Annotated in this window: 13 protein-coding genes; 2 read left to right on the forward strand and 11 right to left on the reverse strand. The window is 70.6% G+C overall.

The genetic code is table 11. The features are described from left to right. Positions 1-190 precede the first annotated feature (190 nt). Genes PQI66_RS07560 through PQI66_RS07575 form a run of 4 tightly spaced genes read right to left on the reverse strand, consistent with a single transcriptional unit; the run spans position 191 to position 3024 of the window. Positions 191-1498 (reverse strand): hypothetical protein, encoded by a 1308-nt coding sequence (locus PQI66_RS07560; RefSeq protein ID WP_339997196.1) that lies wholly within the window; start codon positions 1496-1498, stop codon positions 191-193. Positions 1499-1509: 11 nt separating this feature from the next. Next, positions 1510-1689, reverse strand: coding sequence for a hypothetical protein (locus tag PQI66_RS07565; protein WP_339997198.1), 180 nt, complete (start codon positions 1687-1689; stop codon positions 1510-1512). Between the two features lie 16 nt (positions 1690-1705). After that, positions 1706-2686: a C40 family peptidase gene (locus tag PQI66_RS07570; RefSeq protein WP_339997199.1), complete on the reverse strand. Its 981-nt coding sequence runs from the start codon at positions 2684-2686 to the stop codon at positions 1706-1708. Next, entirely contained in the window at positions 2683-3024 is a 342-nt protein-coding gene (locus tag PQI66_RS07575) for a hypothetical protein (protein ID WP_339997200.1), read from the reverse strand. The genes PQI66_RS07570 and PQI66_RS07575 overlap by 4 nt, the downstream gene beginning before the upstream one ends. A 109-nt stretch (positions 3025-3133) precedes the next feature. Here PQI66_RS07575 and upp point away from each other — a divergent pair, with 109 nt between their 5' ends. Continuing rightward, a complete protein-coding gene (upp, locus tag PQI66_RS07580; protein WP_339997201.1) occupies positions 3134-3784 on the forward strand; it encodes a uracil phosphoribosyltransferase in 651 nt (216 codons plus the stop codon). Here the strand turns inward: upp and PQI66_RS07585 are convergent. The 3 genes from PQI66_RS07585 to PQI66_RS07595 form a co-directional block, all read right to left on the reverse strand. Beyond that, the gene (locus PQI66_RS07585; RefSeq protein ID WP_339997203.1) at positions 3781-4464 is read right to left on the reverse strand and encodes a hypothetical protein; all 684 of its coding nucleotides are present in this window, start codon (positions 4462-4464) and stop codon (positions 3781-3783) included. The two genes, upp and PQI66_RS07585, sit on opposite strands and share 4 nt — an antisense overlap. Positions 4465-4566: 102 nt before the next feature. Then, positions 4567-6162 (reverse strand): phospho-sugar mutase, encoded by a 1596-nt coding sequence (locus tag PQI66_RS07590; protein ID WP_339997205.1) that lies wholly within the window; start codon positions 6160-6162, stop codon positions 4567-4569. After that, on the reverse strand, positions 6159-7022 hold the full coding sequence (locus PQI66_RS07595; RefSeq protein WP_339997207.1) for a purine-nucleoside phosphorylase: 864 nt from the start codon (positions 7020-7022) through the stop codon (positions 6159-6161). The genes PQI66_RS07590 and PQI66_RS07595 overlap by 4 nt, the downstream gene beginning before the upstream one ends. A gap of 175 nt (positions 7023-7197) precedes the next feature. Here PQI66_RS07595 and PQI66_RS07600 point away from each other — a divergent pair, with 175 nt between their 5' ends. Next, entirely contained in the window at positions 7198-8460 is a 1263-nt protein-coding gene (locus tag PQI66_RS07600) for an amidohydrolase (protein ID WP_445228011.1), read from the forward strand. On the opposite strand, the gene PQI66_RS07605 is transcribed toward PQI66_RS07600, so the two are convergent. The 4 genes from PQI66_RS07605 to PQI66_RS07620 all read right to left on the reverse strand — a co-directional run bounded on the left by PQI66_RS07605 (position 8457) and on the right by PQI66_RS07620 (position 13521). Next, positions 8457-9143 carry a DUF1707 SHOCT-like domain-containing protein gene (locus tag PQI66_RS07605; RefSeq protein ID WP_339997209.1) on the reverse strand — a complete coding sequence of 229 codons (687 nt, stop codon included), beginning with the start codon at positions 9141-9143 and terminating at the stop codon, positions 8457-8459. The two genes, PQI66_RS07600 and PQI66_RS07605, sit on opposite strands and share 4 nt — an antisense overlap. 25 nt (positions 9144-9168) lie before the next feature. Next, complete coding sequence (gene glpK, locus PQI66_RS07610) at positions 9169-10749, reverse strand: glycerol kinase GlpK (protein ID WP_339997211.1); 1581 nt, start codon at positions 10747-10749, stop codon at positions 9169-9171. Continuing rightward, on the reverse strand, positions 10749-12515 hold the full coding sequence (locus PQI66_RS07615) for an acetyl/propionyl/methylcrotonyl-CoA carboxylase subunit alpha (RefSeq protein ID WP_339997212.1): 1767 nt from the start codon (positions 12513-12515) through the stop codon (positions 10749-10751). The genes glpK and PQI66_RS07615 overlap by 1 nt, the downstream gene beginning before the upstream one ends. A 94-nt stretch (positions 12516-12609) precedes the next feature. Then, complete coding sequence (locus PQI66_RS07620) at positions 12610-13521, reverse strand: sulfurtransferase (protein WP_339997213.1); 912 nt, start codon at positions 13519-13521, stop codon at positions 12610-12612. Positions 13522-13542: the final 21 nt, after the last annotated feature.

The following is a 13542-nucleotide window of genomic DNA, read 5'->3' on the forward strand; positions in this document are numbered from 1 at the left end:
AGAACGAGGCCAGCAGTGCCGTGGGGCACCCGGAAGGCGGCGGAACATGGACAGATGTCATCCGACCCCCGGCCGGACAACTCCGTGTCCCCGGCCCGACGCAGGTGTTGCGCCGGGCGCTTCGGCTACGACGCCACGGCGTGGGCGCCGTGAGCCGTCAGAACACCGTCAGAACACCGTCAGAACACCGTCAGAACTTCGTGAAGCGGGCGGTCAGGTTCTCCTCCAGCTGGGTCCAGCCGTTCGCCTCCTCGTCGAAGGGGGCGGTCGGCGTCGCCGCCGACGGCGACCCGAGCATGTAGGCGATGTAGTCCTGGAGACGGGGGTAGGCGAGAAGAACCTTGTTGACGCCGTCGTCCTGGGCCCAGTCGGCGGCGTCGGCGAGCAGCTCGTACGCCCGGCCGAGTTGCTCGGTGTCCACGACGTCCACGCCGGCGGCGATGTCGCCGTGCAGGCCGGTGAACCCGTAGACGTTGGACGGGTGGACGTCGACCTCGAGCTCGCCGGCGTTGGCGAGTGTCACCAGGTCACCCCAGGTCTCCATGTCGGCGAGGTCATGGTCCTTCGCGTCGACCATCCAGCGCACCAGGGAGCGTGCCGAGGTGAAGGTGTTGATCTCGCCGCGGTGGCCGAGGAAGACCGGGGAGCGGTTCCCCACGTAGCACCGCAGTGTGTAGACGGTGGTCCCGTCCACCGTGACCCGGATCGGGTCGATGCCGGCGTTGCCCCACGGGGTGGAGTCGTACGGGTCGTTGTCCGCGTCGCCGGTCTCGTCGGCGCCGTCTGCGGGGGAGGACGCGGCCGCCGATCCTGCCGGTCCGGTCACGTCCGCCTCGTCCAGCGAGGACGTGTCCGGGGCGTCCGGGGTGACCGCGGTCGCTGCGGCGTCCGCCGCGTCGATGCGTTCCTGGGCCTCCGCGACGAGGCGGTCGGCATCCTCCCCGAGGTCGGGGGTGACCAGGGCGGCGTCGACGGCGTCGAGCAGTTCCACCCAGTTGTCGCGCACCGTGTACCCCACGCTCGACCACTCGGCGAGCCCGTTCTCGCCGGCGTAGTGGTCCTGGCCCCGGCTGACGTTGGACAGTACGGAGTAGGACCGGAACCACCGGTTGATCCGGTCGATTCCGCACACCGTCCCGAAGGACCGCAGGACCTGGAAGGCGTTGGAGACCGTCCGGGTGTTCTCGAAGGAAGGACGGCCGGCGAGGTTGTCCGGCAGCTCGACGAGGTTGATCGTGCCACCCTTGCGGGGCGTCACCTTGGTCTCGGCACCGTCCATGAACGCCCGCCAGTCGGGGTGCGAAGCCAAGTCGTGTGCGGAGGACGCCGTGATGCAGGCAAGGAGCGCGGCGGGCGACTCGAACGCGAAAACCCCGGAGTCGTCGCCGAGGAATGCCTGCCACTGTTCGCCACGGGAGACCCAGCCCGGGGCCCAGAGCGTGTAGTACGTGCCGGCGGTTGTCTCGAGCTCGAGGGTGACGATTCCGTTGTCTGCCATGACGTCAGATTTTAGCGGGAAGGACGACCGTGGTCGATGACCGCACCACCGTGTGCGCCCGGCGGCGAGAACAACTCGGCCTTGAGTACGGGCGGCACCGTCGGTGGCGGGGCACCGAGGAACTGTTGGACGTTGTAGTCCGGGGCTGGTGGGGCGGTGGTGATCCGGGCGAGGCCGCGTCGGGCAGGCATGGGTGTTCTCCTCTGGTCAGGCGGTGGGGCGGTAGAAACCGAGGAACCCCATGCCGATGTTCTCTGTCCGGACCGGGTTGATCTGGACAGGGTCGCCGGCCTCGATCATCTGGCCGTCCCCGGTGACCATGGCGACGTGCCCGTCCCACACCACCAGGTCGCCGGGGGCGAGCTGGTCGGCGCTGACCCGGGTGCCGACGGCCTGCTGGTCGGCGGTGCGCGGAATGTCGACGCCCGCCTGCGCGTAGGCCCACTGGGTCAGCCCGCTGCAGTCCACCCCGGTCGACGGGGACGTCCCGCCCCACACGTACGGGGTGCCGAGCGCCGATGTCGCGGCGTCGACTGCGGCCGCGGCCTGCGGGGTCGGTGCCCCGGGCACCGCGTCGTCGGACGCGTCCGCCGTGGGCGGGGATTCGGACGCGGCCCCCGGTGCGGAGGCCGTCGACGGAGGCGCAGCCGGCGCCTCCTGCGCTGTAGGCCCCGTCGGAGTTGTCGGCAGGGCGGTGTCCGCAGCCTCCACGCGAGCGATCATCGGTTCGAGTTCGGCGCCCAAGTCCTCCAGCCGGGCCTGGGCGCGGGCCAAGTACGTGCATGCGATCTGCAGTGCCGCGACGGGGGCGGCGGGAGACAGCGGCGCACCGACCACGGAGCCGACGAGATGGCGGATGCACTGTCCGGCGATGTCGAGGATGTCCGCGGCCGCGCGGTCGACGGCGGCGGCCCCGTCCCGGGCGACGGCATCGATCTCGGCGGACGAGCGCAGGAGTTCTGCGGTGTCGTTCCCTGCCGCAGCCAGGCGCTGAACGGCTGCTGTGCCGGCGGTGCCACCCAGGACGGCGTCCACCTCGGACGGGATGCGCCGGATCAGGTCGGTGACGACCGTGTCGGACAGGCCCGTTCCCGCCCCCGTCAGCACCGACAACGGGTGGAGACCGGCGGAGGCGCTGTCGGGGACGAGCCTCCGGACGGGTTCGACCAGCGCGAGCAGGTCCGTCATCCGACACTCCCGGCGTGCAGCGTCCGGAAGGAGTTGACGGAGTCCTCTTCGGTGGCGGCCAGGCCACGGGCCGTGGCGGTCAGGGCCGCAGCACTCGTCCGGTAGAACCCGGCGAAGCCGGCGAGGCGGTCCGTCTGGCGGCCACGCGCCTGCGCAAGCACCGCGGCGAGTCGGGCGGCCTGGGGCACGACGGCGGGCAGGACGGCGGGGCGCGACGGGCCGCAGGTGGACAGCCGGTCGGCGAGGTCGTCGACGCGGGACGCCACAGAAGAGAGAGCCTCGGCGTCGGCCGTGAGTACCGCCGCCGGTCCGGTCGGGGACGCTTTTTCGATTGCCATGGTGAGAGAGACTCCCCGGGGGCCCCGGAGGTTCCCGTGACAGTGCGGGAATTCTTCGCGGTCTGCCGGATTCACGACGGAGCCGGTGGACTCGGTAGACTCGGCGGCCATGGAGATCATCGAGGTCAACCACCCGCTCGCCGCCTCCCGGCTGACGATCATGCGGGACGCGCGCACCGACAACGTCGCCTTCCGGGGCGCGCTGGCGGATCTCGGGGCGATGCTGGTCTACGAAGCGGCCCGGGACCTGGCCACCGAGGAGTTCGTGGTGGAGACCCCGGTCGCACCGGCGACAGGACGACGGCTGGCTGATCCGCCGATCATCGTGCCGATCATCCGCGCCGGACTGGGCATGATCGACCCCGCGCTGTCGATGATCCCGGACGCCCAGGTCGGATTCCTGGGCATGGCGCGTGACGAGGCGACCCACGAGCCGGTGCCGTACCTGGAGGCGCTGCCGGACGACCTGTCGGGGCGGACCGTCTTCCTCGTCGACCCGATGCTGGCCACGGGTGGGTCACTGCTGCACGGGCTGCGTCTGCTCACCGAGCGGGGCGCGACGGACATCGTGGTGGTCTGCATGGTGTCGGCGGTACCGGGCGTCGAGGCGGTACGGGCCTCCGGGTACCCGGTGAAGCGACTGGTCACCGCCACCATCGACCCGGAGCTCGATGACAACGCCTACATCGTCCCGGGTCTGGGGGACGCCGGAGACCGGCTCTACGGCCCGCGCAACATCGATCTGTCCGATGGGCGCTAGTTACGGTAGTTGTTCGGATTCCGCAGGGTGATGACCGTCGTTCCTTCCGCGGTTTCCCCGTCGCCGGACTCCACGGTGACCCGGACGGTGAGCGGGACCTCGCTGCCCTGCGACGGCAGAGGGCTCCTGTCCAGCCACTCGTAGTTCTTGGCCGACGAGCCTTCCGGTGATGAGCTGGAGCAGTCGGTCGTCCGGTACTGGGCGATCTCGGTCCCGTCCTCGCTGAGGTAGCTGATAACGGTGGAGCAGTCCTTGAGCGTGTCGGCGGGCTTCCAGCTGACGGCCGGCAGGGTCGTCGCGGAGCGCTGGGACGCGTAGTCGGAGGTCATCTCGTAGGTCGTCTGTCCGGTCTTGATGATGTTCTGCCAGCCGCTGTCCGGCGCAGTCACCGTGACCTCGACATCGCCGCTGTGCCCGTCGGCTGCCGTCTGCTGTGGCGAGGGTTCGCCAGACGTCTCGGATGCGTCGGATGCGTCGGATGCGTCGGAGGTCTCCGCGGTGCCGGAGCCCGTCGTCGAACGCTCCGTGGTTTCCGTGGCGGACATGTCCGAGGACTGTGTGGTGAAGGCCGGGTCCGTGTCGTTGCCGTCGTCGCTGCCGCCGTCGTCACCGCAGGCGGTGAGCGACAGGGCTGTGACTGCGGCGACAGCGGCAGCGGTGGTGCGCAGAGCTGAACGCATGTGCAGGTACCTCTCGGTGTGACGTCAGGGAATCTTCAGCCGGGATTCTATCTGACCACGGGTACGGTCCGGGGCCGGACGGGAACTATTCCCCGCTGCGGGTTATCCCCGGACGACCGCCGCGAGACCCTCCAGAGCCGCGACGACGTCAGCGACGTCGGTGCCGACGCCCCCGGCGACCTGGAGGTAGAACTTCGCCTTCGGCTCCGTCCCGGAGGCGCGTGCCACCACGCGGCAGGCCAGGCCAGGGGCACCGACAGTCGCCGTCGTTCCCGTCGTTCCCGTCGGCCCCATCGTCCACGTCACCCGCACACCGGAGGTCGGGTCTTCCCCGTCCAACGGCTCTGCCGTGACGGGCCTCCCCGAGGTGAGCGCGTCCGGGGGTGACTGTGCCCAGTCGGCGACGAGCTGAGCGGCGTCCGCGGCGGAGTCACAGCGTACGGGGATCTGGGCGGTGCGTACCGGGCCGAACTCCTCGTCCAGTCGGTCGAGCTCCTGCTGCAGGGACCCACCCTGCGCCTTGAGCTCCGCCGCCCAGGTGGCGGCGAGCAACGCGGTGGCGAAACCGTCCTTGTCGCCCACGATCCAGGGGAAGGGGCACGTCCCGATGGCCTCCTCGTAGGCGTAGGCGAGGTCACCGGGCGCATCATCGGCGGCGCGGGCGAGGTTCTTGAAACCGGTCATCGTCTCACGGAAATCCCACCCCCGGGCGCCGGCGATGCGCCCGAGCAGGCTGGACGACACCACCGTCGTCGCGACGACCGACGCCGGTCCGTCGCCGTGGGAGCGGACGGCGACGGCACGCTGCGCCAGCAGCGGCCCGGTCTCGTCACCGCGCAGCATGCGGTAGCCTGCGGCCGCGTCGGGGTCAGGGACGCCGATCATGCAGCGGTCGGCGTCCGGGTCCAGGGCGATGAGCAGGTCCGGGCCGTTCCCCGATGCGGCAGCGGCGCCAGCCTGGGCCAGCAGCAGGTCGCAGGCTCCGGGCTCCTCAGGGTTCGGGAAGTCCACGGTGGGAAACTCCGGGTCAGGCCAGCGCTGCGGGACGACGGTGTCGGGACGGTGGAAGCCGGCCCGCCGGAACGCCTCCTCCAGGGTGCTGCCGCCGACGCCGTGCAGCGCGGTGTAGAGCACCGTGAGGTCGCGCCGCGCCGCCAGCACCTGCCCGTCACCGGAGGACAGCGGGGCAGCCACGGCCGACACGTACCCGTCGACCGCGCCGAGGTCGAGCGACACGGTGGTGGAGCGCGGGACGTCCGGTGCGTCCGGCTGCCGGTCGATCAACTCCTCGATCTCACGGTCCGCCGGACTGACCAGCTGGGACCCTCCAGCGAGGAAGAGTTTGTAGCCGTTGTCGTCCTTGGGGTTGTGGCTGGCGGTGATCTGGACGCCGGCATCCAGTCCCCGGTGCTTCACGACCCACGCGATGACGGGCGTCGGCGCGGGGTGCGCGATCAACGTCACGTCGAACCCCGCACCCGCGAACGTCTCGGCCGCCGCGCGCGCCATGGCGTGGGACCCGTACCGTGAGTCGTACCCGACGGCGACGCTCACCGGTGTGTCGCGGGTGTGCCGGGCACGCAGCCAGGCGGCGACGCCACCGGTCGCCCGCGTCACCGTCGACACGTTCATCCGGTCCGGCCCCGGTCCCACCGGGGCACGCAGGCCCGCGGTCCCGAACCTCAGTACCCCTCTCATCGCTCCTCCTCCGTGGCCAGGCGTTCCAGCAGTGTCCTCAGCAGGGTCCCCACCTCCGTGGCGGAGGCGGCGCCGGCGGCGAGGACCTCCTCATGGTTCAACGGTTCACCGGTGACCCCCGCAGCCAGGTTCGTCACCAGGGACAGGCCCAGTACCTCGACGCCCTCGGCCCGGGCGGCGATGGTCTCGTACACCGTGGACATGCCGACCAGTCCGGCGCCGAGGGTACGCAGCATCCTGATCTCCGCGGGTGTCTCGTACTGCGGTCCGGGCATCATCGCGTACACCGCCTCCCGCATGCCCGGTCGCAGCTCCTGCATCAGCGCACGCAGTGTGGGGGAGTAGGCGTCCACCAGGTTCACGAAGTCGGCACCGACGAGGGGAGTGCGTGCGGTCATGTTGAGATGGTCACTGATCAGCACCGGCTCGCCGACGGTCATCCCCTCGGTGAGCCCACCGGCGGCGTTCGTGAGGACGAGCCGTCGGACCCCGGCCGCAGCCGCGGTGCGTACCGCGTGCACGGTCCGCCACAGCGGGTGTCCCTCATAGGCGTGCGTGCGCCCCAGCAGGACGAGTACCCGCAGGCCCCCGACCTCCAGACTGCGGACGGTCCCGCCGTGCCCCTCCGCGGTCGGCGGCAGGAAGCCGGGGAGGTCGGACACAGGGAACTCGACCACGCCCTCACTGCCCTCACCGTCCTTACTGTCGCCACCGCAGAGCACGTCCGCCGCAGGACGCCACCCGGACCCGAGGACGACGGCGACGTCGTGGGCGTCGCGGCCCGTCCGACGGGCGAGTTCGGCGGCGGCGTCAGCAGCGGTGCCGGTGGCAGTGGCGGTGTCTGGCACTGAATCAACCATGGCACCAGCATAGGACGCGGAGCCACCGCCGTGGGCCTGATGCCACCCGTGGTGGGTCCGCGGGGGTGGGGTGACTAAGATGGCCGGGAACGGCCTTCTCTCCGGTCCCCGGACCGGACCGGACCTGCCCGAACGTCCTCCCTCCCTCTCGTCTTCACTAAGGAGCACCGCTGCAGTGAGCACTCTTGGTTCCGCCGACTCCGTCCCGGTGGTTGACGCCGTCGCCGCCTGGACCGTCGACAACCACGACACGGTGCTCGGCTGGCGACGCCACCTGCACGCCCACCCGGAGCTGTCCCACCAGGAGACCGGGACCACACAGTTCATCGTCGAGAAGCTGACGGAGGCGGGGCTCACCCCCCGCCGCCTGCCGGGCACCGGGGTCACCGTCGACATCGGCGGGGACGGCGGCCGACCCGCCGTCGCCTTCCGCGCCGACATCGACGCCCTCCCCCTCACCGAGGTCACCGGGCTGGACTTCGCCTCCCGCACCCCCGGGGTGATGCACGCCTGCGGTCACGACATCCACACCACCGTGGTCCTCGGCCTGGCGTGCGCCCTGGCGGAGTACGACCGGGAACACGGGCTCGGCCAGCAGGTACGGTGCATCTTCCAGCCTGCCGAGGAGGTGCTCGACGGCGGGGCGACCGACGTCATCCGCGCCGGTGCACTGGACGGTGTCAGCCACATCTTCGCGGTGCACGCGGAGCCGAAACTGCGCGCCGGGCAGATCGGGGTACGCACCGGTGCGATCACCTCGGCCACCGATGTCGTCGAACTCGTCGTGCGCGGCCCCGGCGGGCACACCAGTCGCCCGCACCTCACCGCTGACGTGATCTACGCTGTCGGCCTGCTGATCACCCAGCTGCCCGGTCTGCTGTCGCGGCGGGTGGACCCGCGTACCGGCACGGTCCTGACGTTCGGCGCCGTCAACGGGGGGTCGGCGTTCAACGCCATCCCCCAGGAGGCCACCTTGCTGGGGACGCTGCGCACCGGCAGCCCGACCGTGTGGCGTGAACTCGACACGGTGTTCCCCCGTCTCGTCGAGCAGATCCTGGCTCCGACGGGAGCCACCGCGGAAATCAGGTACACCAAGGGTGTCCCACCGGTCACCAACGACGACGCCTGCACCGCCATCATGGCGCAGGCGGTGAAGGACGTCGACCCGCACGCCCTGCAGGAGGCACCGCAGTCCTCCGGTGGCGAGGACTTCAGCTGGTACCTCGAGCACGTCCCCGGTGCCATGGCACGGCTGGGTGCCTGGACCGGCTCTGGGGAGAAGCCGGACCTGCACCAGCCGAACATCGTGCTCGACGAGGCCTGTCTGCCGGTGGGCATCCGGATGTTCGCCGGCGTCGTGGACCAGTTCGCCCGGTTCGGACTGCCGGCCGGCTCAGGGCACCCCGGACACCAGGGCCGGGGCTCCTTCACCGACTAGCGGCCACCGGCCTTCCCGCCGTCGCGGCCGAAGCGACCGGCCGCCCCTTTCATCGCCCGTTGGGCGAAGTCCATCGCGTCACCGGTGATCTCGGAGGTGCGTAGTTTGCGGCGGGCCTTCTGCTCCTCCAGTGCGAGCTGCTGGGAATGCTGCTGCTCTTCCAACGCCAGCCGGTGCTCGCGGCGCAGCCGGCGCACCCGGGCACGCTCCAACGCCTCCGGACTGGGGGTGTGCCAGGACTCCGGGCCGATCTTCAGCACGTACAGCAGGACCGCCATCGCCGGGATGAGCAGCAGGATGATCGGGGAGAGTGCGCCGTTCACGGCGATCGCCCCGCCGAAGGCTCCGAGGGTGGTGAGGGCCATGATCCCGGCCCGTGGCCGTGATCCCCGCCGGTGCTGCTCGGCGAGTTCCCCGGCGGAGTAGACCGAGACGTCCGTCCCCGGTGCGACGGACTGCCCCGGCGGGCCGGGCTGGTTCGGCAACGTCGGCAGGTCGGTGAACAGCACGTCCAGCTCCCGGCGGGTCTGCGCCGCGGCGGCGTCCCGGCACCGCTCGTCGTACTCGGTCAGGGTGATGCGGCCGTCGGCGAAGTGGACGGCGAGGACGGACAGCGCGGCTTCGCGGTCGGCGTCGCCGACACGGACGACTCCGGCGGCGGGGTCGCGGGGGTCACGGGACATGGGACCCAGTGTAGAACAGATGCCCCTACGCCCAGTCGAGTGTCCGCCCGACGGCCTTGTTCCACAGTGCGTAGGCGCCGTCCCGTTCGGCGGCGGAGACGTCCGGGGAGTAGGAGTGCTCCTCCTGCCAGAGTCGGCGGATCTCGCCGACGTCGTCGAAGAAGCCGGTCGCCAGGCCGGCGGCGTACGCGGCCCCCAACGCGGTGGTCTCGGTGATCTTCGGGACGGTGACCGGCACGCCCAGCTGGTCGGACTGGAACTGCATCAGCAGTGAGTTGGCGACCATGCCGCCGTCGGCGCGTAGGTGTGTCAGCGGGACCCCGGAATCGGCGTTCATCGCGTCGACGACCTCGCGGGTCTGGAAGGCGGTCGCCTCCAGGGCGGCACGGGCGATGTGGGCCTTGGTGACGTAGCGGGTCAGCCCGGCGATCACGCCTCGCGCATCCGGTGCCCAGCGTGGCGCCAGCAGGCCGGAGAACGCCGGGACCACCACGCAGCCACCGTTGTCCTCGACGCTGCGGGCCAGGCCCTCGACCTCGGAGGACGAGGAGATGAGGCCCAGGTTGTCGCGCAGCCACTGGATCAGCGAGCCCGTCACCGCGACAGAGCCCTCCAGGGCGAACACGGTCGGCTGGTTCCCGAGCCGGTAGGCCACGGTGCTGAGCAGACCGTGGGAGGACGTCTCCAGGGTGGTGCCGGTGTTCATCAGCAGGAAGTTGCCGGTGCCGTAGGTGCACTTCGCCTCACCCGGCTCGGTGCAGGCCTGCCCGAAGGTCGCGGCCTGCTGGTCGCCGAGGATCCCGGCGATGGTCACGTTGTTCACCGGACCGGAACGTTGCACCCGTCCGACCTGCTCGGAGGAGCTGACGATCTCCGGCAGCAGCGACATCGGCACACCCATCGCCTCGCAGAGCTCCGGGTCCCACTTCTGGGTCCGCAGGTCCATGAGCATGGTGCGCGAGGCGTTCGTGACGTCCGTGATGTGCCGGACGCGGTGGCGACGGTTGGCGGGGCTGCGCCGTGAACGGCGTGTCAGCTCCCAGATGATCCAGGTGTCCATCGTCCCGAAGGCGAGCTCGCCCCGTTCGGCGCGTTCCCGCACGCCGTCGACGTTGTCGAGGATCCAGCGGATCTTCGGTCCCGCGAAATAGGTCGACACGGGCAGACCGGTGCGCTCGCGGAAGAGCTCACCGTGCTCGGCGTCGAGCCGGGAGCAGAAGTCGCCGGTGCGGGTGTCCTGCCACACGATGGCGTTGTAGACGGGTTCGCCGGTCTCCCGGTCCCAGACCACCGTCGTCTCCCGCTGGTTGGTGATGCCGAGCCCGGTGAGGTCCTCGGTGCCGATGTCCGCCCGCGCCACGGCGTCGGCGATGACGCGGCGGGCGTTGAGCCGGATCTCCTCCGGGTCGTGTTCGACCCACCCGGGCTTCGGGAAGATCTGCCGGTGCTCCAGCTGGCTGACCGTGTGCACCGCCCCGGCGGCGTCGAAGACGATCGCGCGGGTGGACGTCGTGCCCTGGTCCAGCGAGAGGACGTACCCCCGGCCCTGCCCGCCCGACCGCCCCTGGCGGCCGGAACGGAAGAAACTGCTGAACCGGTCGACCATCAGACGATCTTCAGCAGCGGTTGCGACTTGGTGACACCGTCCCCGGCGGACACGCCGAGCTCGCACACGGTGCCGGCCTTGTGCGCCTTGACGGCGTTCTCCATCTTCATCGCCTCGATGACCAGCAGCTGGTCACCTTCGGCGACTTCCGTGCCGTCCTCGACCAGGACGGTGACCACGGTGCCCTGCATCGGGGCGACCGACGTGTCGCCGGAGACCTTGACCTCACGGCGACCGGTGTTCTTGCGGGCACGACGGCGCGTGCCGCCGGTCCCGACGAGGTCTCCCGGCACGGCGACCTCGACCCGACGACCGTCGACCTCCACGGCGATACGGCGGGCGGGCACGGCGTCGGCCGCCTCGGCCCCGGCGGAGGCCGTCGCGTCGTCGGCGGGTGCCAGCCGGTTGTCCCACTCCTCCTCGATCCAGCGGGTGTAGACGTCCAGCGAGTCACCGGTGAAGGCGGGGTCGTCCAGCACGGCCCGGTGGAAGGGGATCACCGTGGGGAGACCCTCGACGACGTACTCGTCGAGGGCGCGGCGGGCGCGGGCCAGCGCCTGCTCGCGGTCCTCACCGGTGACGATGAGTTTGGCGAGCATGGAGTCGAACTGGCCGCCGACGACGGCGCCCTGCTCCACCCCGGAATCCACCCGCACGCCCGGGCCCGACGGCTCACGGTAGGAAGCCAGCACGCCGGGGGCGGGCATGAAGTTCGCCGCAGCGTCCTCGCCGTTGATCCGGAACTCGATGGAGTGGCCGCGCAACTCCGGGTCACTCGTGCGCGAGAGCTCGCGGCCTTCGGCGATGCGGAACTGCTCACGCACCAGGTCCCAGCCGGCGACCTCCTCGGTGACGGGGTGCTCGACCTGCAGGCGGGTGTTGACCTCGAGGAAGGAGATCAGGCCGTCGGAACCGATGAGGAACTCCACCGTCCCGGCACCCTGGTAGCCGGCGGCGCGGAGAATGTCCTTGGCGGAACTGCGCAGGCGTTCGTCCTGCTCCGCGGTGAGGAACGGCGCGGGGGCCTCCTCCACGAGTTTCTGGAACCGACGCTGCAGCGAGCAGTCGCGGGTCGACGCCACCACGACGTTGCCGTGTGCGTCCGCCACCACCTGGCACTCCACGTGCCGGGCACGGTCCAGGTACCGCTCCACGAAGCATTCGCCCCGGCCGAACGCCTTCTCGGCCTCACGGGTCGCGGAGTCGAAGAGCTCCGGGATCTCGTCGACGGAGTGGGCGACCTTCATGCCGCGACCGCCGCCGCCGAAGGCGGCCTTGATGGCGACGGGCAGGCCGTGTTCGTCGGCGAAGGCGATGATCTCCTCGGCGTCGGCGACCGGCTCGCTGGTGCCGGGGACCATGGGTGCGTCGACCTTCTGCGCGTAGTGGCGGGCGGTGACCTTGTCACCGAGCTCGGCGATGGCGCTCGGGGACGGGCCGATCCAGGTCAGTCCGGCCTCGACGACGGCCGCGGCGAAGTCGGCCCGCTCGGAGAGGAAGCCGTAACCGGGGTGGACCGCGTCCGCACCGGAGCGCACCGCGGCGTCGACGACCTTGCCGATGTCGAGGTAGGAGTCCGCCGGGGTGGAGCCGCCCAGGGCGAAGGCCTCGTCAGCCATGCGCACGAAGGGGGCGTCGGCGTCCGGCCCGGCGTACACGGCGACGGAGGCGATCCCCTCGTCCCGGGCAGCCCGGATCACCCGGACGGCGATCTCGCCACGGTTGGCGATCAGCACCTTCGACAACTTCCGGGTCTCTACCGGCACGTTCACTCCTCATCAACAACAGGTCACCTACGTGACTCACACAAGACTCTACGACGTTACTACGTCAACCAGCGTCGGTCACAGACGGAATGTTTCAGGCACCCGTCGCGATCGGCATCCGGACCATGTTGCCCCACTCCACCCACGAGCCGTCGTACGCACGGACGTCGTCCCAGCCGAGCAGGTGGTGCAGCACGAACCACAGGTGCGCCGCCCTTTCGCCGGCGTGGCAGTAGGGCACCGTGACACCGGACGCGTCCAGGGCCGAGAAGATCCCGTCAAGCTCGTCACGCGTGCGGAAACGGTGGTTCGGATGCAGCGTCGCACGCTGCGGGATGTTCACCGCCCCGGGGATGTGACCGCTGCGGCACACCGGGATGTGGGACGTCGCCTCGGCGTTGTCGGACGGCTCGGCGCTCTCGGCCGGGCTGCCGTACTCCGAGGGACGGATGCCGATGAAATCCTCGGGGTCGCGCAGGTCGACCAACTGCAGCTGCTCGTGCCGGGAGCGCACCTCGTCGACGAAGATGCGGTGGGAGACGTCGTCGCGCTCCACCACCGGGTAGCCGGTGGTGGGCTCCGGCGGGGCGTCGTAGGACGTCTCGCGTTCGTCCTGCATCCACGCCTCACGGCCGCCGTCGAGCAGCCGGACGTCCGGGTGGCCGAACAACTCGAAGACCCAGAGCGTGTAACTCGCCCAGAGGTTCGAGTCATCGCCGTAGAGCACCACGGTGTCGTCCCGGGTGATCCCCTTGGCGTCCATGAGGCGTGCGAAGCCCTCCCCGTCGAGGAAGTCCCGGGTGACGGGGTCACCGAGGTCCTCGTGCAGGTCGATGCGGATGGCGGTCGGCAGGTGGCCGATGTTGTAGAGGATGGGGTCGGAATCCGACTCCACCACCTTCAACCCGGGGCCACCCAGTTTCGCGCCGAGCCAGGAGCTCGTCACGAGCTTGCCTGGATGGGCGTACTGCCGAAGATTCGGGCTGGGGTCCAGTTCGATTCCCACGGGTGAGGGCACCGCCTTTCA

The sequence above is a fragment of the Corynebacterium sp. USCH3 genome, assembly GCF_037619475.1.
GTDB lineage: Bacteria > Actinomycetota > Actinomycetes > Mycobacteriales > Mycobacteriaceae > Corynebacterium.